We start from the raw sequence: 20,739 nt of genomic DNA, 5'->3' as shown, positions 1-20,739 counted from the left end.
GAATCGCTCACCGACCGCCAGCCGCCGCGGCGGCCTGCATCACCGGTGGCACCGAATGACCTTGCTGCGGTACCGCATTCACCTGCGGCAGGGCAACCGTCTGCAGGACGCGGTTGATCACGATCTCAGGCGAAATCTCGTCGGCGAGTGCGTCGTAGGTCAGCACCAGGCGGTGCCGCAGCACGTCGGGAACCACCTCGATAATGTCTTGCGGGATCACGTAATCGCGGCCCCGGACCAGCGCCAGCGCCCGGGACGCGGCGATGATGCCCAGCGACGCGCGCGGTGAAGCCCCGAACGCGATCCAGGTCTTGACATCGTTCATGCCCAGCTGCTCGGGCTGTCGCGTTGCCATCACCACGCGGACGACGTAGTCGACCAAAGCGTGGTGTACGAAGTTGTTGGCGGCGATGTCCTGGAGCCGCAGTAGGTCACCGGTGCCCAGGATTTGCTTGGGCTGCGGCGGGGTGACGCCCATCCGGTAGATGATCTCCCGCTCTTCCTCGGGCGTCGGGTAACCGACGTTGATCTTGAACAGGAAGCGGTCGCGCTGCGCCTCGGGCAGCGGGTAGACACCCTCCTGCTCGATCGGGTTCTGGGTCGCCATCACCAGGAAGGGGTTGGGCATCGGGAAAGTCTTCCCGCCGATCGACACGTGCCGCTCGGCCATGACCTCCAGCAGAGCCGACTGGACCTTCGCCGGCGCCCGGTTGATCTCGTCGGCAAGCAGGAAGTTGGCCACCACGGGGCCCAGTTCGGTGTCGAACTCCTCCTTGCCCTGCCGGTAGATACGGGTACCGACGATGTCGGTCGGCACCAGGTCGGGCGTGAACTGGATACGCGCGAACGACCCGCCGACCACTCGGGCGAAGGTCTCCACCGCCAGCGTCTTGGCTACCCCGGGAACACCCTCGAGCAGCACATGCCCTTTGGCCAGCAGGCCGACCAGCATCCGCTCCACCAGCTGGTCCTGGCCGACGATGATCCGCTTGACCTCGAAAATTGCCCGCTCGAGGGTGTGTACCTCGGCGGCCAGCCCGTCCGGGCCACCCGAAGGCGCCTCATGGGCCGGTGGGGCCGAATGCCCACCCGGACCCGAGTAACCGCCACCTGCTGATGTCATCAACAACCCTCCACCGCTCGATCAGACACGACTGCTGACACGACTAAATTCGCGGGGCAGCGACGTGCCCGCGTTCAACTATTCCAGGCCTCCTGGATTCCGTCGACGCCGCGGTTGCCGACCGGCAACCGTAACCGGCGCACCACGCCCCGCTCCGCCTCAGGCGCCCGGGCCCGCTAACCGGGCGGCACACCTGACTCAGTACTCGATGATCCTAGTCACGAAGGGGGTCATGCCGGCCTTGCGCACCGGGCTCACCGTGACTTTGCCCGCGCTTCCGGATGCCTCCAGCATTTGGCCGTTGCCCAGATACATGGTCACGTGCTGGCTGCCCCCCGGGCCGTAGAAGATCAGGTCGCCGCGCCGCGCCTGATCAGGAGAAATATGCCGGCCGGCGTTGTACTGGTCACCGGAATAGCGCGGGATCAGCACGCCCACCCCGGCAAAGGCGTAACGCATCAAACCCGAGCAGTCGAAACCGACGGTGTTGGCACCGGAGTCGACGCCCTTGCTGGGGCCCTGCAGGCTGCCGCCGCCCCAGGAATACGGGACCCCCATCTGCGATCCGCCCCGACGGATCACGTACTCGAGCGCCTGCCGGCCGTAAACCCGCGGAATCCGGTTTGCTCCGGTATTGGCCGCACTGGGCGCGGGACTACCGCCCAGATTGATCCCGAGCCCGCCGAGAAACTGCCGGCCCAAGTCCAAAGTGGTCTGGGTGGCCTGGGCGGTGGCCTGCAGCGAAGCATTTGCCATGGCAAGCGCGTCCCCGGGTGCACCCGCGCTGGCGGTCGCCGGCAAGGTGGGATCCCATCCGCCCGGATCGGCGTCAGCCGGTGCTGACACCACGACCATCAGGGCTGCCACCGCCAGGGTTATCCAGGCCAAACCGAGTAGGCGAAATCGCTTGTATCGCATGGGACCTCGATAACTACTCATCGTGCTAGTACTCGATGTAGCGGACCACGAAGGGCGTCATGCCGCTGGTGCGCACCGGCGCAACCCGTACTTTCAACCCGATGTCGGGGGCTTCGAGCATCTGACCGTTGCCCAGATAAAGGGTGACGTGCTGGCTGCCGCCGGGTCCGTAGAAGATGACGTCGCCGCGGCGCATCTGCGAGGTTGGGATCTTGCGGCCCAGGTTGTACTGCGAACCCGAGTAGTGCGGCAGCTTGATTCCCACCCCGGCGAACGAGTAGAGCACCAGGCCCGAACAGTCGAAGCCGGTGATACCCGCCCCGGAGTCGATTCCTTTACTGGGTCCCGCAGCATTACCGCCGCCCCAGGAGTAGGGCACTCCGATCTGCGCCATTCCGCGACGGATCACGTATTCGGAGGCCTGTCGCCCATAGACCCGCGGAATCCGGGTAGCGCCCGTTGCGGCGTTGGTGATTCCGGTGTCGGTGGGCTTGAGGATGCCCAACTGCTGCAGGAAGTTTCGCCCCATGTTGGCCGTGACCTGCGCAGATGTTGCCGAGATGCCCAGCACCTGGTTAACCACGGCGATCGGGTCGCCGGGGATGTTGGCACTGGGTATCTGAGGTAGCGTGGGGTCCCAGCCGTCCCACCGGCGCCCGTTGCCCGGTCTTGCCCCGGGATCCCACATCGCCCCCGGCTGCGGACCTTCTGCACCAGCCGAGGACCAGGCAACCAGCCTGGCGGCCTGCAGCTTGGCTTCCGCTTCATCGCGTTCGGCGGCCAGGCGATTGACTTCCTCGCGCTGTTGGTCGAACTTGCGTTGGGTATCGGTGAGCGCCGTCACGGCCGCGTCCTGGCTGGTCTTGGCGTCCTCGGCGGCCTTGTCGGCCTTCTGCTTGGCCAGCCGCGAGGCCGATTCCTTGTTGACCTGCCGGGTCCGTGCCCGCTCCAGATTCGCCATGACGGTCTGCGCACTCGCGGCCAGGGTCTTGGCGGCGGTCGCCGCCGCGATGATTTCGTCGGGACTGGTCGCGGTCAGGTAGCTGTCCGACGGGCCATTCATATAGGTGGCGGCCGCGAACCTATCGAACCGGTGCTGGGCCGCGGCGATGGCCGCATTGGCATCTTTGACCGCTTGCTGACTGGCCTCGAGTTCGTGCTCGGCGGCGGCGGCCTCATCCCGGGCCGTCTCCACGGCGACCATCGCCTTGTTGACGCCCTCCTGCTCGAGCTCAACGGTGGCGCTCAGGTCGTCCAGCCGCTGGTTCGCCCGTGCGACGTCGGCGATCAGCGCGGCGATGGAGTCGGTTCGGGAATCAGCATTGGCCACCGCTGGAACCGTTACCAGCAGGGCAACACTGACCACCGAGGGAATGGCCGGTCGGACAAGTCTTGCTGCCGATCTCGAAGCTGAGCTACGGCGGGTCCGTCTCATTGGTCAGGTCTCCTATGGCTTAAACCGGACGGACGGCGCCTGTTGGTACGGAAAGCGCCAAAAACATCACAATCACCATTCGCACCGTACGTCACACTTGACGCAAAGGAAACGTATGTCACAAAGTGCGCCCGCTACGTGCATTTAATGTGACCGAACGGTTATCTAGCGCGTTTGCCACCGGCAGACGGAGTAGATCCGCGCAAATGCCAGAAATGCCCTTCTAGCTGGCTAAACCCCTGGGTCAGCCGGCTCGGCCACCGCTTGGGCAACCTCGGGGGAGGTTGCTGATCGCCTGGCGCGCAGCTGCATGAACCGGGTTCCGACCGCTGCCGCGAGCACCCCAATCAGCAAAAAGATTGTCAACCCGGTCCAGGGAAACTCGGGTGTATCGAGCTCGTTCAAAAAGTTCTGTGCGGACTGGACGGCGTTGCCCGTCTTGGAATGGTCCTCCCCCGCCTCCAGGGTGACGCGAGGGAACTCCTTGCTGTAGCTGCCGACATAGCTCGGGCTCAGCGCCAGCACCGTCACATCCGGGTAGTCGGCGCCGACGACGGTCGCGATGTCCCGCAGCGGGGTGTCGTTGGGAGGGTTGTGGTCGATCAGCACGATCTTGAGATTTATTCCGTCGTGCTGCGCTTGGCTGACCACCTCGACCAGTCCGGGCAGTGCCTCGGGTGGAGCGCTGACGCCGATCGCGGCGACCTCGGCCTTGACCGCCGCCATGTCGACGTCCTGCGGGATGTAGGCCGGCAGAAACGGGATAGTTTCTGGTCCGCTCATGACGTCCTTTCTGCCGCGTTGGCCCACGGGTTCGGCTCGCGCGCCGGACGGCCGGATGATGCCGTCACACCCGGGTGAATTCCGGCTACCGCGGCCACCCTAGCCTGACAGTAGGCAGGTCGTGGGGCCACCTCCCGCGGTCGAGTCGAAAAATGGGGTTCCGCCACGCGCCCCGCGCGACAAGACTGACAGTGCGAGTGCCAACGCAATGCAGGACAAGCGTACTGTTAATGTTGCTTTGCGCATTTGAAGCCCCGTCGACACGGCCCGTTGGCGGGAGAATTTAATCCTTGGGAGTTGATGTGACCAGCAAAGATTCTGTGAACTCGTTCGGAGCCCGCAACACCCTCGAGGTCGGCGACAAGAGTTACCAGATCTATCGTCTCGACGCCGTCCCAAACACCAAAAAGCTTCCCTACAGCCTCAAAGTGCTCGCCGAGAACCTGCTGCGCAACGAGGACGGCAGCAACATCACCAAGGATCACATCGAGGCCATTGCGAACTGGGACCCGCAAGCGGAACCCAGCATCGAAATCCAGTACACCCCCGCCCGCGTTGTGATGCAGGACTTCACCGGGGTGCCGTGCATCGTCGACCTGGCAACCATGCGTGAAGCCATCGGAGATCTCGGCGGCCAGCCCGACAAGGTCAACCCGCTGGCCCCCGCCGACCTGGTGATCGACCACTCAGTGATCGCCGACCTGTTCGGTCGGGCCGACGCCTTCGAGCGCAACGTCGAGATCGAATACCAGCGCAACGGCGAGCGCTACCAGTTCTTGCGCTGGGGGCAAGGCTCTTTCGACGACTTCAAAGTGGTACCTCCCGGCACCGGCATCGTGCACCAGGTCAACATCGAATACTTGGCCAGCGTGGTGATGGACCGTGACGGCGTGGCATATCCCGACACCTGCGTGGGCACCGACTCGCACACCACCATGGTCAACGGCCTCGGCGTGCTGGGCTGGGGCGTGGGCGGCATCGAAGCCGAGGCGGCGATGCTCGGCCAGCCGGTGTCGATGCTGATCCCGCGGGTGGTCGGGTTCAAGCTGACCGGCGAGATCCAGCCCGGCGTCACGGCCACCGACGTGGTGCTCACCGTCACCGAGATGCTGCGCAAGCACGGCGTCGTCGGCAAGTTCGTCGAGTTCTACGGCGAGGGCGTGGCCGCGGTGCCATTGGCCAACCGCGCCACGCTGGGCAACATGAGCCCCGAATTCGGTTCCACCGCAGCAATTTTCCCGATCGACGAGGAGACCATCAAATACCTCGAGTTGACCGGTCGCTCCGCTGAGCAGGTGGCGCTGGTTGCGGCCTACGCCAAGGAACAGGGCATGTGGCACGACCCCAAGCACGAGCCGGTGTTCTCCGAGTACCTCGAACTCAACCTGTCCGACGTGGTGCCGTCCATCGCCGGGCCCAAGCGCCCGCAAGACCGAATCGTCTTGTCCGAGGCCAAAGGCACCTTCCGCGAACAGATCACTCACTACGTCAGCGACGACTCCTCCGCACACGACCAACACTCGAAACTAGACGAGGTAGTAGAGGAAACCTTCCCGGCCAGCGACCCCGGGCAACTGACCTTCGCCAACGACGATGTCGCCGCCGTCCACTCCGCGGCCGCGCACGCCGATGGCCGGGTGAGCAAGCCCGTGCGGGTGCGCTCCGACGAACTCGGCGAGTTCGTGCTCGACCACGGCGCGGTGGTGATCGCCGCAATCACCTCCTGCACCAACACCTCCAATCCCGAGGTGATGCTGGGCGCCGCGCTGCTGGCCCGCAACGCCGTCGACAAGGGGCTGACCTCCAAGCCATGGGTGAAGACCACCATGGCGCCCGGATCTCAGGTGGTCAACGACTACTACGACAAGGCCGGGTTGTGGCCGTACCTGGAGAAGTTGGGCTTCTACCTGGTCGGCTACGGCTGCACCACGTGCATCGGCAACTCCGGGCCGCTGCCCGAAGAGATCTCGAAGGCCGTCAACGACAACGACCTCTCGGTGGCCGCGGTGCTGTCGGGCAACCGGAACTTCGAGGGCCGGATCAACCCCGACGTCAAGATGAACTACCTGGCCTCGCCGCCGTTGGTCGTCGCCTATGCGCTGGCCGGCACCATGGACTTCGACTTCGAGAACCAGCCGCTGGGCACCGACAAGGAAGACAAAGACGTCTTCTTGCGTGACATCTGGCCGTCACAGCAAGACGTCGCCGACACCATCGCCTCGGCGATCAACCAGGAGATGTTCACCAAGAACTACGCCGACGTGTTCAAAGGTGACGAGCGCTGGCGCAACCTGCCCACCCCCAGCGGCAACACCTTTGACTGGGACCAGAGCTCGACCTACGTGCGCAAGCCACCGTACTTCGAGGGGATGGCCGCTGCCCCCGCTCCGGTCAGTGACATCACCGGCGCGCGGGTGCTCGCGTTGCTTGGCGACTCGGTGACCACCGACCACATCTCCCCCGCCGGCGCGATCAAGCCGGGCACCCCGGCCGCCCAGTACCTCGACGAGCACGGCGTGGCGCGCAAGGACTACAACTCCTTCGGGTCACGACGCGGAAACCACGAGGTGATGATTCGCGGCACGTTCGCCAACATCCGGTTGCGCAACCAGTTGCTCGACGATGTCTCCGGCGGCTACACCCGCGACTTCACCCAGGATGGCGCGCCGCAGGCCTTCATCTACGACGCGGCGCAAAACTATGCGGCACAGAACATTCCGCTGGTGGTGCTGGGCGGCAAGGAATATGGTTCCGGTTCGTCTCGCGACTGGGCGGCCAAGGGAACGCTGCTGCTGGGCGTGCGGGTGGTGATCGCCGAGTCGTTCGAGCGCATCCACCGCTCCAACTTGATCGGCATGGGCGTCATTCCGCTGCAGTTCCCCACGGGGCAGTCGGCATCGTCGCTCGGCCTGGATGGCACCGAGACCTTCGACGTCACCGGTATTGAAGAGCTCAACTCCGGCAAGACGCCCAAGACGGTGCATGTGAAGGCCACCAAGGACGGTGCCGACCCGATCGAGTTCGACGCGGTGGTGCGCATTGACACTCCGGGTGAGGCCGACTACTACCGCAACGGCGGCATCCTGCAGTACGTGCTGCGCAACATGCTGAAGTCGGGCTAGCCCCGAACCGTGCCCAAGGTCAGCGAGGACCATCTGGCGGCCCGCCGCCGCCAGATCCTCGACGGCGCTCGCCGTTGCTTTGCCGAGTACGGCTACGACAAGGCCACGGTCCGGCGTCTGGAACAGGCGATCGGCATGTCGCGCGGTGCGATCTTCCACCACTTCCGGGACAAGGACGCACTGTTTTTCGCGCTGGCACATGAGGATGCCGAGCGGATGGCCGATGTCGCATCCCGCGAAGGCCTCATCCAGGTGATGCGTGACATGCTGGCCGCGCCAGAGCAGTTCGACTGGCTGGCCACCCGGCTAGAGATCGCCCGCAAGCTGCGCAACGACCCGGAGTTCAGCCGCGGGTGGGCGGAGCGCTCCGCCGAGCTGGCGGCCGCGACCACCGATCGGCTACGTCGCCAGAAGCAGGCCAACAGGGTGCGCGACGACGTTCCCAACGAAGTGTTGCAGTGCTACCTGGACCTGGTTCTCGACGGGCTGGTTGCACGACTGGCATCCGGGGAGGATCCGCAACGGCTCACCGACGTTCTCGACTTGGTGGAGAACTCGTTGCGCCGCAGCTGATTTAGCGCGGCCGGGAACGGTGATTGGGCCCGCCGCGGCTGCGCATCGTGGTACCGGATTCCCGCAGCATGCTGTGAACGGATCCGTACGAGCGGCCGGTGTTGGCAGCCAGATTGCGAATGCTGGCACCGGCTTCGTAGGCGTGGCGCAACTCATCCAGCAGCTGATCGCGCGTCTTCTTTGACTTTCGCATGGGCACCTCCATCGCTCCCCGGCACCTAGCGTAGAAACCCGCTGCCGCCAAAGGGCGACTTTGGACGAAATCGCCTGGGGCTATTCAGGCCAGCTCGATGAGGTCCCGGTACTCGTCGGACCAGTAGTCCTCGGTCGCGTCGGGCAGCAGCACCACGCGCTGGGGGTCGAGCGCCTCGGCCGCACCGGGGTCGTGTGTCACCAGCACCACCGCGCCCTGATAGCTGCGCAGCGCATCGAGGACCTGCTCGCGCGAGGCGGGATCGAGATTGTTGGTCGGTTCGTCGAGCAGCAGGACGTTCGCGGTGGAGGCCACCAGGCCGGCCAGCGCCAACCGGGTCTTTTCCCCACCGGAGAGCGTGCCGGCCGGTTGGTCGAGCTGCGGACCGGTGAACATGAACGCACCCAATAGCCCGCGCAACTCCTGCTCGCCGGATTCGGGTGCGGCGTGGCGAATGTTCTCCCAAACAGTCGCGTCGTTGTCGAGCGTGTCATGCTCCTGCGCGAAATAGCCGATCCGCAAACCATGTCCAGGTTCCAGCCCGCCGGTATCGGGGTGCTCCACACCGGCCAACAAGCGCAGCAGCGTGGTCTTACCGGCACCGTTGAGACCGAGCACGACCACCCGCGACCCCCGGTCGATCGCCAAGTCGACGCCGGTGAACACTTCCAGCGACCCGTAGGTCTTGCTCAGCCCCTTGACCACCAGCGGCACCCGGCCGCAGGCGGCCGGAGTGGGGAACTTGATTCGGGCCACCTTGTCGGCCACACGTTCCTCATCGAGCGCGGCCATCATCCGGTCCGCCCGGCGCAACATGTTCTGGGCGGCAACAGCTTTGGTCGCCTTGGCGCCCATCTTGGCAGCCTGGGTCCGCAGCGCGGTGGCCTTACGTTCGGCGTTGGCGCGTTCCCGGCGGCGACGTTGCTCGTCGGTAGCGCGGGCATCGAGGTACTTGTGCCAGCCCATGTTGTAGACGTCGACCTCGCCCCGAACGGCGTCCAGGAACCACACCCGGTTGACGACATCGGCGAGCAGCTCCACATTGTGGCTGATGATGATCAGCCCACCGGTATGCGCTCGCAGGAAATCGCGGAGCCAGCCAACCGAATCCGCGTCGAGATGGTTGGTCGGCTCATCGAGCAGCAAAACGGTGGACGAACCCGCGCCGGTGTCCGATGCCGCGAACAAGATGCGGGCCAGCTCCACCCGGCGGCGCTGGCCCCCGGACAAGGTACGTAGCTGCTGGGTGAGCACCCGTTCGGGCAGGCCGAGACTGGCGCAGATGCGGCTGGCTTCGCTTTCGGCGCCGTAACCGCCCAGCGCCACGAACCGCTCCTCGAGCTGGCCGTAGCGGCGGATGGCGCGGTCGCGGGCAGCGTCATCGGCCACCTCGGCCATCAGTGCCTGCTGTTTCTCCAGGTCGGTGAGCAACACGTCCAGGCCGCGGGCCGACAGCACTCGATCGCGAGCCAGCACTTCGAGGTCGCCCTCTTTCGGATCCTGTGGCAGGTATCCGATTTCACCGGATCGGGTGACCGAACCGGCGTACGGTTCGCTCTCGCCCGCCAGGATGCGCAAGGTTGTCGTCTTGCCCGCTCCGTTGCGGCCGACCAGACCGATCCGATCGCCAGGTTGCACCCGCAAGTCCGGGCCGTCAGGCGAGAGCAGGATACGCGCGCCAGCGCGGACCTCCAGGTCCGTGGCCGTGATCACGATCTCTCTCCCTGCGTTGTGGTGTTACTTGTCATCGGTGAAAACCGCCGGCCGCTTCTCGGCGCGTGCGGCCACCGCTTCTTCAAAGTTTGCGGTCAGCAGGCGGACGAAGAGCTGGCCCAGCCCCTCGGCCTGCATGTGCCCCTCCAGGCTAGCGGCGTCTAGTCCACTCCACAGTGTGCGTTTGGTCAACTCAATTCCCGGCCTGGAGAAGGCCGCCATTCGTGCCGCGATCGCGTAACAGGTGTCCAGTAGCTGGCCATCGGGCACCCGGCAGGACACCAGACCAATTCGCTCGGCTTCCTCCGCGGTGACATCGCGGCCGGTCAACATGATCTCGAAGGCGCGCGAGGACCCGATGGCCCTGGGCAACAAGTAACTCAGGCCCAGCTCGCTGGCGGTCAGCCCATTGTTGATGCCGGCGGCCCGGAAGTACGCGCTGGCCGCGGCCACCCGGACATCGGCGGCCAACGCCAGGCACAGTCCCCCACCGATGGCCGGCCCGTTGACCGCGGCGATCACCGGCTGATGCAAACGCCGGAGCATCAGGATGACTTCGTCGAGCAGCTCCATCGACCGCAGCGCGTATGTCGGCCGGGTCAATCCCCCAACGTTCGGAACGGCGCCCGCTGACTTGTGATCAGCGCCAGACGAGAAACCCCGGCCAGCCCCGGTCAGCACCACCACCCGCACCGAGTTGTCGTAGCTGACCTCCTCGAGCACCTCCTTGAGCGGCACCATGACGTCGAAGGCCATGGAGTTCATCCGCTCGGGCCGGTTGAGGGTAACCAGCGCAATGTCTGGACGCGGGTGCTCTAACAGGACCAAAGACACCCGTGAACGGTATCGCGTAGGGCCATAGCACCGCGCGTAATGCCGCCATCAGCGCACCGGGGCTGGCCGGCTGTTAAACCACCGTTAGACGACTTCGTAGGACTTGAGCTGTTGCACCAGGTCCTCGAGAGCCGCCGCGGGCAGCGCGCCGGGTTGGTTGAACAGCAGCTTGCCCTTCTTGAAGGCCATCAGCGTAGGAATGGACCGGATCTGAGCGGCCGCGGCCAGCTCCTGCTCGGCCTCGGTGTCAACCTTGGCATACACGACGTCGGGGTGAGCCTCCGAGGACGCCTGGAACGTGGGTGCGAACGCGCGACACGGGCCGCACCAGGAAGCCCAGAAGTCGACGAGCACCATGTCGTTGTCGTTGACGGTTTCGCTGAACTTTGCAGCTGTCAAGTCTTGGGTAGCCATATCAGCCACAACGCCGCGGTGAGGCGGGTTTGTTCCGGTCGAGCCTGCGGCGAACGCAAGCGGGGCTAGAGCAGGCCCTTCTGGGCTACCGCCGGCTCGATCCGGTACTCCCGTAGGTGCCGCACCAGATCGTCCATGACCGCGGGGTTGGCTATGCCGGCTTGTTTGAACACCAGCTTGCCCTTCTTGAACGCCATCAGCGTGGGCAGGTGTTTGACCGCCGCGGCGGAGACCAGCTCCTGCTCGGTCTCAAAGTTGACCTTGCCGTGCACGATGTCGGGGTGCTTGTCCGAGGACCCCTCGTAGGTCGGAGCGAAAACGTCGCACGGTGCGCACAGCGGCGCCCACACATAGACCAACACACTGTCGTTTCCGTGGACGGTCCGCTTGAAGTTCGCTGCCGTCAGATCTTCGGTGGCCACTGGCTTCCTAACCCATCGCGCGTCGGTCCGGCATCGAGCCTACGTCGCGGGCAACCGCGGATTTGTCCGCTTTGACCGCTTGGCTCACCAGCGCCTAACGCACCGGCGATGCCGCAGCTCGCCAGGACCGGTTGGTCAGCAGCCGCATGCCGTTCAGCGCCACCAGCACGGTGGACCCTTCGTGACCCGCTACCCCCAGCGGTAGCGGCAACTGCCCGAACAGATCCCACAACACCAGCACACTGATGAAGGTTCCCGCAATGAACAGATTGGCGATGACAACACGGCGGGCTTGACGAGCCAGTCCGATGAGGGTCGGAATGGTGTGCAGTTCGTCGCGCACCGTGACGCCGTCGGCCGTCTGCAACGTCAGATCCGCGCCGGCACCCATGGCGACCGATGTGTGCGCCGCAGCCATGGCGGGCGCGTCGTTGACACCGTCGCCGACAACGAGCACCCGATGACCGCCGGCCTGCAGCGCCTGAACGGCTTCGACCTTCTGCTCGGGCAGCAGTGCGGCGCGGACATCGGTGATCCCGGCGTGCTGTGCGACTCGTTGGGCCGCGCATGGGTTGTCGCCGGTGAGTAGCACCGGCGGAGCCGAGGTCAAGGCAGTCAGGGCCGCAACCGACGGTGCCGCATCCGCACGAACCTGGTCGGTGAGTCCGAGCACCCCGATGGCGACGCCGTTACGCAAGACGATGGCCGCGGTGGCACCAGCCTCCAGGATCGGGGCGAGTTCGGGCAGCGGGGCGCCCCGATAGCTGTGCGGGCTGCACACCTCGACAAAATCACGGCCGACGCTGGCCCGGACTCCGCGACCGGGCAGGGCGCGGAAGTCCTCGGCCCCCGGGATGGTGACACCGCGCCGACGCACCTCCTCCACGATCGCCCGTCCCAACGGATGCTCGCTGGATTGTTCTGCGGCAGCTGCCAATTGAAGCAGTTTCTTGATACCGACATCGGCACTAAGCGGCTCGACGATGGCCAATTGCGGCAGCCCAAATGTCAATGTTCCGGTCTTGTCCAAAGCGACCACTCCGGTGTCGGCAAGGTGCTCCACGACAATCGCGGATTTGACCAGCACTCCGTGCCGGCCGGCATTGGCGATCGCCGAAAGCAACGGCGGCATGGTCGCCAGCACAACTGCGCACGGGGAGGCAACGATCATAAATGTCATCGCGCGCAACAAAACCACCTGCACCGGGACACCCAACATCAGCGGAATGGCGATTAGCGCAAGGGTGGCGATGACTACACCTATGGAGTAGCGCTGTTCGATCTTTTCAATGAACAGTTGAGTTTTGGCCTTGGTCGCCGAAGCTTCGGACACCAGCTCGACGATGCGGGCTACTACCGTTTGCGACGGATCGCGGGTGACCAGCAACTGCAAGACCCCCGAGCCGTTGACGGTGCCGGCGAACACCTCATCACCACGGCCCTTGGCAGCCGGCATAGACTCGCCGGTGATAGAGCGTTGGTCGACTTCGGAGCATCCCGACAGCACCGCACCGTCGGCCGGTATGCGCTCGCCCGGACGCACCACGACCCGATCGCCGACCACCAACTCACTGGCCGCCACCACCTGCTCGTTGCCATCGACATCGAAGACCGTTGCCTGCTCCGGCGCCAGGTCTAACAACCCTTTGACCGAGTCAGCGGTGTGCTTGGTCGCGACATCATCGAGTGCGCCGGAGGTCGCGAAGATCACGATCAACAGCGCCCCATCGAAGATCTGCCCGATTGCCACGGCTCCGATCGCGGCCACGATCATCAGCAGATCCACGTCCAGGGCCCGATTCCGCAGCGCCTGAGCGCCAGCCCAGGCCGAACCCCACCCACCGGCCAGATAACAGGCCAGATACAGCGTCCACCAGACCGGCTGCGCAGCGCCGTTGAGCTGGGCCACCAGCCCGGTCAAGAACAGCGCCAGCGCGAATCCCGCCCAACGCACCGACATGACCGACCACAGCGCGGCACGCCAAGTCAACGGTCGAACGCTGGTACTTGGAATGCGATCCAACCGATCTGACGAAGCCTCGGCAGCACTCACTTCAAACGCGGTCAAAGTCATTCCGGCGGCCTCACAGAGGGGGTGGGAGTTCGTCAGGATGAACCGAGTCTAGGGACGCCGAGAACCCGGGAAAATCTCGATTGCATTGCGGTATGCGATTGAATTGGTCACTGCGACAAGGCAAGCCGCAATGTAAACGAAGCCGGCTTATGTCCGGCGTCCTTCGTGCGCCCGAAACCGGGGACTCAGGGCAACCTCGCGCGCCCATCTTCCTGGCCTCAGATGCCGCCTGAATTGCGCCCTTGTTCATGCAATTTCAGTCAGGAAAGGATGCGCAATGGGCAAACAAACCCGGCAGAACTGCGGTAGAATTCTTCGGCCGCTGACGCTTCATACTGGAGGTGCGCGATGTCATTCGTGATTGCAGATACTCAGTGGGTGTCGGAGGCAGCCGGGAGCCTGGCTCGCATCGGATCACTGATCGAGACGGCGAACTCGGCGGCGGCGACTCAAACCACCGCCGTGACGGCCGCGGCGGCCGATGAGGTGTCATCCGCGGTCGCGTCTTTGTTCGGTGCGCACGGCCAGAGCTTCCAGGCCGTGAGCCTGCAAGCTGCGGCGTTTCACGAGCGATTCGTGCAAACGCTGTTCGGCGGCGCGGCGGCGTACACCGCCGCGGAGGCTGCCAGCGTCAACCCTCTGCAGCCGCTGCTCGATGTGATCAACGCACCCACCCAGTTGCTGTTGAACCGTCCCCTGATCGGTAACGGCACCGATGGGACAGCCGCCAACCCGAACGGCGGGGCCGGCGGACTGCTCATCGGCGATGGCGGCAAGGGCTTCTCGTCAGCTACCGCCGGGGTGGCCGGTGGATCCGGTGGAGCCGCGGGCCTGTTCGGCAGTGGTGGCGCCGGAGGAACCGGCGGAGGGGGCGCGCTCGGCGGCAACGGCGGCACGGGAGGGCTGCTGCTCGGCAACGGCGGGGCCGGCGGCATGGGCGGCACCGGTAGTACCGCCGGATCCGGCGGCTCTGCCTTGCTAATCGGTATGGGCGGCGCCGGCGGTACCAGCGGTCTGGCGGGGATCGGTGGCCTCGGCGGCAATGGCGGGCTGCTGTTCGGCAACGCCGGTGATGGCGGCAACGGCGTCTTCGGCGGTGGTAACGGTGGCAGGGCCTGGCTGCTGGGCAACGGGGGCGCGGGCGGGGACTCGAGTTCCATGGGCAACTCCGGCAATGGCGGCAACGCCGGCTTCTTCGTCGGCAACGGCGGTATTGGCGGCACCGGCGGCTCGAACGCCAACGGCGGGGTGGGCGGCCAGGCCGGGCTCATCGGCAACGGCGGGGCCGGTGGCGATGGCGGCGGAGTCAGCGGCAACGGCGGCAACGGTGGCAACGCGCTGCTGATCGGCAATGGCGGCGACGGTGGCACCGGCGGTGGCACCGGCACCGACGGTCTCGGCGGAACCCGTGGGCTGCTGTTCGGCCAGGACGGCACCAACGGCTAGTGGCAGGTCAGTCCGCCCGCGGCTGGTTACGGTTGCGTACGTTTTGCCCGCTCGGAGAGACTAAGCCCCGGAAAGCGCCGATCAGCCGAGTCGAAGGGAACTGCATTGGGGCACTACATCGCCAACGTCCGTGATCTCGAGTTCAACCTATTCGAGGTTCTCGATGTCGGCGCCGTCCTCGGCACCGGAAAGTACAGCGAACTCGATGCCGACACCGTTCGTACGATCCTGTCCGAAGCGGCGCGCTTGGCCGAGGGCCCGGTCGCCGAAACCTTTGCCGCCGCGGACCGCAACCCACCGGTATTTGACCCGGCCACCCACTCCATCAGCGTGCCCGATGAGCTAGTCAAGACCGTCCAGGCCATCAAAGACGCCGAGTGGTGGCGCCTGGGCTTGGCCGAGGAGATCGGCGGGATGCCCGCCCCTCCGCCACTGACCTGGGCCGTCAACGAAATGATCTTCTGTGCCAACCCGTCTGCGGGCTTCTTCATCCTGGGCCCGACGATGGCGCAATCGCTCTACGCCGAGGGCAACGAGGAGCAACGGCGATGGGCGGCAATGGGAATCGAGCGTGGGTGGCAGGCCACCATGGTGCTCACCGAACCCGACGCGGGCTCTGACGTCGGCGCCGGCCGCGCCAAGGCCATCGAACAACCCGATGGCACCTGGCACATCGAAGGCGTCAAGCGGTTCATTTCCGGTGGTGACGTAGGCGACACGAGCGAGAACATCTTCCATCTGGTGTTGGCCCGTCCCGAGGGCGCCGGTCCAGGCACCAAAGGGCTGAGTCTGTTCTACGTCCCGAACTACTTGTTCGATCCCGACACCGGGGAACTCGGGCCGCGCAACGGCGTCTACGTGACCGGCCTGGAGCACAAGATGGGCCTGAAGTCCTCCCCCACCTGCGAGGTGACGTTCGGCGCCACCGACGTACCCGCGGTGGGTTACCTGGTCGGCGGGGTGCACAACGGGATCGCGCAGATGTTCACCGTGATCGAGCACGCGCGAATGACGATCGGGGTGAAGTCCTCCGGGACGCTGTCCACCGGCTACCTCAACGCACTCGCCTATGCCAAGGAGCGGGTGCAGGGCGCGGATCTGACCCAGATGACCGATAAGACCGCGCCACGGGTCACGATCATGCATCACCCCGATGTGCGCCGTAGCCTGATGACCCAGAAGGCCTACGCCGAGGGGCTGCGGGCGCTGTATCTGTATGCCGCAGCGCACCAGGACGACGCTGTTGCGCAACGGGTTTCGGGCGCGGACCACGACATGGCGCACCGCGTCGACGATCTGCTGCTGCCGGTGGTCAAGGGTGTCGGGTCGGAACGGGCCTACGAAATCCTCACCGAGTCGCTGCAGACCCTGGGCGGTTCCGGCTTCCTGTCCGACTATCCGATCGAGCAGTACATCCGCGACGCCAAGATCGATTCCCTCTACGAAGGCACCACCGCCATCCAGTCACTGGACTTCTTCTTCCGCAAGATCGTCCGTGACCACGGTCAGGCGCTGCAGTTCGTGACGGCTCAGATCACGCAGACCATCGACAACGTCGATCCGTCGCTGAAACCGCAAGCCGAGCTGCTACAGACCGCGCTCGACGACGTCACCGCGATGACGGGCACACTGACCACCTACCTGATGTCGGCCGCCCAGCATCCGACCGACATCTACAAGGTGGGGCTCGGGTCGGTGCGCTACCTGCTCGCGGTCGGAGACTTGATCATCGGTTGGCGGCTGCTGGTGCAGGCCGGCGTCGCACACGCTGCGCTGGCCGACTCCCCCAGCAAGGACGACGAGGCCTTCTACACAGGCAAGATCGCCGTGGCGACCTTTTTCGCCAAGAACATGCTGCCGAAGCTGACCGGAGTGCGGGCCGTCATCGAATCCATCGACGACGAGATCATGCGCATTTCCGAAGAAGCCTTCTGAGGCCCCTGACGTCAGAAGTCAAAAATTGTCTGCCCACCCCCGGTTGGGCTGTTCGAGATGTATATCGGCCCCAGCAGGAAGGGATAATTGCCGGTATTGAATGGGTTGTTCGACGGCACGACCAATGGCGCGTTGGTGCTACCAGTAACCGTCTGGGAGTACAACTGCACACCGTCGGTGGTATAGACCGTAATAGTGGTTCCCACCGGCACCGAATAGCCAACCGGAACGCCGGGAATGAGGCTGGAAGGAATGGTGCCGTATAATCCGCCCGAATCGATGAACGAGCCGGTAGCGGGCTGCAGCGGACCGTTGTTGATCTGTATCTGCAGGTCAGTGACCGGCGAGCCGGTGACCGATGCGACCGGGGTCAGCGGGTTGGCACCAAACTGCAGGTAACCCAGATTCGTGTTTATCAGCACGCCTTGATTGAGGTCACCCGGCAGCGCGGCGGTCACCTGGTCAGGCAGCGGGAAATCGTTGTTGGGCCCAATTCCCAAATAAAGGGGTAGCGACGAGAGCGGAATAGAAGTGGTGACGCCATTGATTGTCTGAGTCGCCGACGTGGCGACCGCAACATTGGTCGGATCGGTGACGATGCCATTCCCGAAATTCACCGTTGTCTGATATGTCTGATATTGCACGGTGTTGAACGCGTAGCTGCTATTGCCGTAGGTGACGGCGCCCGAACCGGTGGGGGTGCCCAGAGATTGCAGATTGACGTCTTGCGGCCGGACCAACAGGCCACTGGCTCCGGTATCGACCGTCACAGCGATGCCGGGGCCCCCGCCGACCGAGATGGTCACCACTGGGTTGCCGTATTGGTCCACCCGCATCAGGATTTCGTTCGCGGGCAGCGGGGTGCCGGTGCCCGCGGCCCCGGCCTGGCCCCACAGCCAGCCCCCCAGGCCACCGGTGCCGCCATCGCCGCCGCGCAGGCCGGCCCCGCCCATTCCGCCGTTGCCGATCAGACCCGCGTTTCCGCCCGCGCCCCCAGCCACGCCGGCATGCGTGCTGTTGCCACCGCTTCCGCCGTTGCCATACAACCACCCACCGGCTCCGCCGGGTGTCCCTATGCCTTGGGCGGTGGTATAGCCGTTGGCACCGTTGCCGATCAGCGGACGCCCAGTCAACTCCAGAAATGGCCCGTTGACCAGGGCGGTCGATGCATTGACTGCGTTCGAGAGCAGCTGATTTGCGTTGGCGGATTCGGCGCCGAGATATGCGGCCGCGTCGGTCGCGAGCTTGCTGGCCAACTGGTCATAGGCGGTTGCCAACTGACCTGCCAGCGCTTGGTACTGCTGACCGAAGCCCCCTAGCAGTGTTGCCGCGGCCGCAGAGACCTCATCGGCGGCCGCGGCGGTAAGTTCGGTGGTCGAAATCGCCGCCGCCGCGTTTGCCGCGTTGACCGAAGAACCGATGCCCTGCAAGTCGGCCGCCGCCGAAGTCACCAGCTCGGGCGCCACCACCAGAAGAGACACGTAAGCCCCCTCACTCGCCAGCGACGGATGCCGCACCTAGCCGGTAACTCGACTTGGAACAGTGTGGTCGAAGTCACAGTCTAGATGTTGGCCGCGGCCGAGCATAGGCTAGAAACCATACAGGTCAATGATCAACTGTATGGCGACAGATCGTCGGCCGGCGCGGGCCGACGCAGCGTCGAGTCAGACGGTAAAACCAAGGGCGCGCAGCTGCTCCCGCCCGTCCTCGGTGATCTTGTCCGGCCCCCACGGCGGGTTCCACACCCAGTTGATCTGCATCTCGTTGACCAGCCCGCTGCCGACCAACGCGCTGCGCGACTGATCCTCGATGACATCGGTCAGCGGACAGGCCGGCGAGGTCAACGTCATGTCGATCAGCGCGACGGTACCGTCCTCTCCTTCGGCCAGGTTCAGTCCGTAGACCAGCCCCAGATCGACAACATTGATGCCCAGTTCGGGGTCGACGACGTCGCGCATCGCCTCCTCGATGTCGGCGAGCATCTCTTCATTGGGAGCGGTGGTTTCACTCATCGCTGACCTCCTCCACGTGTTCGCCGCCTTCGGCTAGCGCATTTGCGGTAATAGCCTGGGCCAGTGCGTCTTTGAATGCCATCCAGCCGAGCAAGGCACACTTCACCCGAGCCGGATACTTCGCGACGCCGGCAAACGCAACTCCGTCGCCCAGGACATCCTCGTCGCCCTGCACGGTTCCGCGCGAGGACACCATTTGACTGAAGGCGTCGACGGTCTCGAGCGCCTCTGGCACCGTTTGCCCGATCACCTGCTGGGTGAGCACCGAGGTAGCGGCTTGGCTGATGGAACAACCTTGCCCGTCATAGGAAACGTCTGCAATCGTCGCCCCGTCATTGGACAGTGTGACCCGCAGGGTGACTTCGTCGCCGCAGACCGGGTTGACGTGGCTGACCTGGGTGGCGAACGGCTCCCGCAATCCGCGGTGCTGCGGGTGCTTGTAGTGATCGAGGATCACGTCCTGATACATCTGCTCCAGTCGCAACTTCAGCCTCTCCCAAAGAAATTCAGCGACCGCTGCACACCGGCCAACAGCCGGCTCACCTCGTCGCGGGTGTTGTACACCGCGAACGACGCGCGCGCGGTTGCGGCTACGCCGAACTTGCGGTGCAGCGGCAATGCGCAGTGATGCCCGACCCGGACCGCGACGCCTTCGTCATCGAGCACCTGACCGACATCGTGGGCGTGCACCCCATCAACGACGAACGACACCGGCGACCCGCGGTTCTCCATCGACGTGGGTCCGATGATGCGGACGCCGCCGATGGCCGACAGCCCCTCGACGGCCGCGGCAACCAGGTCACGCTCGTGGGCTTCGATGACATCCATACCGATTGCATCCAGATAGCGCGCCGCTGCCGCCAATCCGACCACCTGGGAGGTCATCGGGGTGCCCGCCTCGAAGCGCTGGGGCGCGGGCGCGTACGTGCTGGCCTCCATGGTCACCGTTTCGATCATCGAACCGCCGGTCAGGAACGGCGGCATCGCCGCCAACAGCTCACGACGGCCATAGAGCACACCGATTCCGTTGGGACCCAGCATTTTGTGTCCAGAGAAGGCGGCGAAATCCACATCAAGTTTGTGAAAGTCGACCGGCTGATGCGGCACCGACTGGCAGGCATCCAAAACCGTCAGCGCCCCCACCGCCTTGGCGCGAGACACCAATTCGGCCACCGGCGCCAACGCACCGGTCACATTCGAATGATGAGTGAAGGTAACAACTTTGACGCGCTCATCGAGCTGCAGTGAATCGAGGTCGATACGCCCCTCGTCGGTCACCGAGTACCAACGCAACGTTGCCCCGGTACGCCGGGCGAGTTCCTGCCACGGAATCAGGTTGGCGTGGTGTTCGAGTTCGGTGGTGACGATGACGTCACCCGGGCCGATGGCTCGGTCGAACCGGCTGTCCCCCAGCACGTATGACACCAGATTGAGTGACTCGGTGGCATTCTTGGTGAACACCAGTTCGTCGGGCTCGGCTCCAACGAAAGCCGCAATGTCGGCTCGGCCCTGCTCGTAGGCGTCGGTGGCTTCTTCCATCAGCTGATGGGCCCCGCGATGCACCGCGCCGTTGCACGTGGTGAGAAATTCCCGCTCCGCATCGAGCACCTGCAGCGGACGCTGCGATGTGGCACCGGAATCCAGGTAGGCCAACTGATTTCCGCTACGCATGACGCGCTGCAGGATCGGGAAGTCGGCCCGGATCGCCGCGAGGTCCAGACGCGCCACCGAGACAGTCATTT

17 protein-coding genes and 1 pseudogene are annotated in these 20,739 nt (G+C 64.9%); 4 read left to right on the top strand and 14 right to left on the bottom strand.

Annotated features, from left to right (window positions below; translation table 11 throughout):
- Nucleotides 1–7: 7 nt before the first annotated feature.
- The 4 genes from moxR1 to CCUG20998_RS10940 form a co-directional block, all read right to left on the bottom strand.
- Nucleotides 8–1,123 (bottom strand): chaperone MoxR1, encoded by a 1,116-nt coding sequence (gene moxR1 / locus CCUG20998_RS10955; protein WP_011739630.1) that lies wholly within the window; start codon nt 1,121–1,123, stop codon nt 8–10.
- A gap of 198 nt (nt 1,124–1,321) precedes the next feature.
- Nucleotides 1,322–2,041, bottom strand: coding sequence for an NlpC/P60 family peptidoglycan endopeptidase RipB (gene ripB / locus CCUG20998_RS10950; protein WP_011739629.1), 720 nt, complete (start codon nt 2,039–2,041; stop codon nt 1,322–1,324).
- A 25-nt stretch (nt 2,042–2,066) separates the two neighbouring features.
- Nucleotides 2,067–3,476, bottom strand: coding sequence for an NlpC/P60 family peptidoglycan endopeptidase RipA (gene ripA, locus CCUG20998_RS10945; protein ID WP_036455576.1), 1,410 nt, complete (start codon nt 3,474–3,476; stop codon nt 2,067–2,069).
- 231 nt (nt 3,477–3,707) lie between these two features.
- On the bottom strand, nt 3,708–4,259 hold the full coding sequence (locus CCUG20998_RS10940) for an Rv1476 family membrane protein (protein WP_020728612.1): 552 nt from the start codon (nt 4,257–4,259) through the stop codon (nt 3,708–3,710).
- 302 nt (nt 4,260–4,561) lie between these two features.
- On the opposite strand from CCUG20998_RS10940, the gene CCUG20998_RS10935 reads away from it, so the two are divergent.
- Together CCUG20998_RS10935 and CCUG20998_RS10930 are read left to right on the top strand one after the other, a co-directional pair.
- Complete coding sequence (locus CCUG20998_RS10935) at nt 4,562–7,381, top strand: aconitate hydratase (protein ID WP_099052635.1); 2,820 nt, start codon at nt 4,562–4,564, stop codon at nt 7,379–7,381.
- Between the two features lie 9 nt (nt 7,382–7,390).
- Nucleotides 7,391–7,954: a TetR/AcrR family transcriptional regulator gene (locus tag CCUG20998_RS10930; RefSeq protein ID WP_011739625.1), complete on the top strand. Its 564-nt coding sequence runs from the start codon at nt 7,391–7,393 to the stop codon at nt 7,952–7,954.
- A gap of 1 nt (nt 7,955) precedes the next feature.
- On the opposite strand, the gene CCUG20998_RS10925 is transcribed toward CCUG20998_RS10930, so the two are convergent.
- The 6 genes and pseudogenes from CCUG20998_RS10925 to CCUG20998_RS10900 all read right to left on the bottom strand — a co-directional run bounded on the left by CCUG20998_RS10925 (nt 7,956) and on the right by CCUG20998_RS10900 (nt 13,604).
- Entirely contained in the window at nt 7,956–8,147 is a 192-nt protein-coding gene (locus tag CCUG20998_RS10925) for a helix-turn-helix domain-containing protein (RefSeq protein WP_011739624.1), read from the bottom strand.
- An 84-nt stretch (nt 8,148–8,231) separates the two neighbouring features.
- Nucleotides 8,232–9,860 (bottom strand): ABC-F family ATP-binding cassette domain-containing protein, encoded by a 1,629-nt coding sequence (locus tag CCUG20998_RS10920; protein WP_020728610.1) that lies wholly within the window; start codon nt 9,858–9,860, stop codon nt 8,232–8,234.
- 24 nt (nt 9,861–9,884) lie between these two features.
- A pseudogene (locus tag CCUG20998_RS10915) lies at nt 9,885–10,706 on the bottom strand (enoyl-CoA hydratase); the annotation flags it as partial.
- A gap of 72 nt (nt 10,707–10,778) precedes the next feature.
- Nucleotides 10,779–11,108: a thioredoxin gene (gene trxA, locus CCUG20998_RS10910; RefSeq protein ID WP_020724990.1), complete on the bottom strand. Its 330-nt coding sequence runs from the start codon at nt 11,106–11,108 to the stop codon at nt 10,779–10,781.
- A gap of 65 nt (nt 11,109–11,173) precedes the next feature.
- Entirely contained in the window at nt 11,174–11,530 is a 357-nt protein-coding gene (locus CCUG20998_RS10905) for a thioredoxin family protein (protein WP_020728608.1), read from the bottom strand.
- Nucleotides 11,531–11,624: 94 nt separating this feature from the next.
- Nucleotides 11,625–13,604 carry a heavy metal translocating P-type ATPase gene (locus CCUG20998_RS10900; protein ID WP_020728607.1) on the bottom strand — a complete coding sequence of 660 codons (1,980 nt, stop codon included), beginning with the start codon at nt 13,602–13,604 and terminating at the stop codon, nt 11,625–11,627.
- Between the two features lie 348 nt (nt 13,605–13,952).
- Between CCUG20998_RS10900 and CCUG20998_RS10895 the strand changes: the two genes are divergently transcribed.
- Both CCUG20998_RS10895 and CCUG20998_RS10890 read left to right on the top strand, forming a co-directional pair.
- Nucleotides 13,953–15,050: a PE family protein gene (locus CCUG20998_RS10895; protein WP_020728606.1), complete on the top strand. Its 1,098-nt coding sequence runs from the start codon at nt 13,953–13,955 to the stop codon at nt 15,048–15,050.
- A 105-nt stretch (nt 15,051–15,155) separates the two neighbouring features.
- A complete protein-coding gene (locus tag CCUG20998_RS10890) occupies nt 15,156–16,985 on the top strand; it encodes an acyl-CoA dehydrogenase (RefSeq protein WP_020728605.1) in 1,830 nt (609 codons plus the stop codon).
- Nucleotides 16,986–16,996: 11 nt separating this feature from the next.
- Here the strand turns inward: CCUG20998_RS10890 and CCUG20998_RS28915 are convergent, their stop codons facing one another.
- The 4 genes from CCUG20998_RS28915 to CCUG20998_RS10870 all read right to left on the bottom strand — a co-directional run bounded on the left by CCUG20998_RS28915 (nt 16,997) and on the right by CCUG20998_RS10870 (nt 20,737).
- The gene (locus CCUG20998_RS28915) at nt 16,997–18,466 is read right to left on the bottom strand and encodes a PecA family PE domain-processing aspartic protease (protein WP_020728604.1); all 1,470 of its coding nucleotides are present in this window, start codon (nt 18,464–18,466) and stop codon (nt 16,997–16,999) included.
- Nucleotides 18,467–18,649: 183 nt separating this feature from the next.
- The gene (locus tag CCUG20998_RS10880) at nt 18,650–18,997 is read right to left on the bottom strand and encodes a metal-sulfur cluster assembly factor (RefSeq protein WP_011739953.1); all 348 of its coding nucleotides are present in this window, start codon (nt 18,995–18,997) and stop codon (nt 18,650–18,652) included.
- Nucleotides 18,990–19,487 carry a Fe-S cluster assembly sulfur transfer protein SufU gene (gene sufU / locus CCUG20998_RS10875; RefSeq protein WP_085979812.1) on the bottom strand — a complete coding sequence of 166 codons (498 nt, stop codon included), beginning with the start codon at nt 19,485–19,487 and terminating at the stop codon, nt 18,990–18,992. Before sufU ends, CCUG20998_RS10880 begins: the two co-directional genes overlap by 8 nt.
- The gene (locus CCUG20998_RS10870; protein ID WP_036455571.1) at nt 19,484–20,737 is read right to left on the bottom strand and encodes a cysteine desulfurase; all 1,254 of its coding nucleotides are present in this window, start codon (nt 20,735–20,737) and stop codon (nt 19,484–19,486) included. The genes sufU and CCUG20998_RS10870 overlap by 4 nt, the downstream gene beginning before the upstream one ends.
- Nucleotides 20,738–20,739: the final 2 nt, after the last annotated feature.

Source organism: Mycobacterium marinum (assembly GCF_003391395.1).
Lineage (GTDB): Bacteria > Actinomycetota > Actinomycetes > Mycobacteriales > Mycobacteriaceae > Mycobacterium > Mycobacterium marinum.
Note: the sequence above shows the minus strand (reverse complement) of the source record. Positions and strands in the feature narration are given on the sequence as shown.

Bases quoted from the DNA above. Each gene is read 5' to 3' on its own strand.
- moxR1 (WP_011739630.1), bottom strand. From the start codon at position 1,123: ATGACATCAGCAGGTGGCGGTTACTCGGGTCCGGGTGGGCATTCGGCC.
- ripB (WP_011739629.1), bottom strand. From the start codon at position 2,041: ATGCGATACAAGCGATTTCGCCTACTCGGTTTGGCCTGGATAACCCTG.
- ripA (WP_036455576.1), bottom strand. From the start codon at position 3,476: ATGAGACGGACCCGCCGTAGCTCAGCTTCGAGATCGGCAGCAAGACTT.
- CCUG20998_RS10940 (WP_020728612.1), bottom strand. From the start codon at position 4,259: ATGAGCGGACCAGAAACTATCCCGTTTCTGCCGGCCTACATCCCGCAG.
- CCUG20998_RS10925 (WP_011739624.1), bottom strand. From the start codon at position 8,147: ATGCGAAAGTCAAAGAAGACGCGCGATCAGCTGCTGGATGAGTTGCGC.
- trxA (WP_020724990.1), bottom strand. From the start codon at position 11,108: ATGGCTACCCAAGACTTGACAGCTGCAAAGTTCAGCGAAACCGTCAAC.
- CCUG20998_RS10900 (WP_020728607.1), bottom strand. From the start codon at position 13,604: ATGACTTTGACCGCGTTTGAAGTGAGTGCTGCCGAGGCTTCGTCAGAT.
- CCUG20998_RS10895 (WP_020728606.1), top strand. From the start codon at position 13,953: ATGTCATTCGTGATTGCAGATACTCAGTGGGTGTCGGAGGCAGCCGGG.
- CCUG20998_RS10880 (WP_011739953.1), bottom strand. From the start codon at position 18,997: ATGAGTGAAACCACCGCTCCCAATGAAGAGATGCTCGCCGACATCGAG.
- CCUG20998_RS10870 (WP_036455571.1), bottom strand. From the start codon at position 20,737: ATGACTGTCTCGGTGGCGCGTCTGGACCTCGCGGCGATCCGGGCCGAC.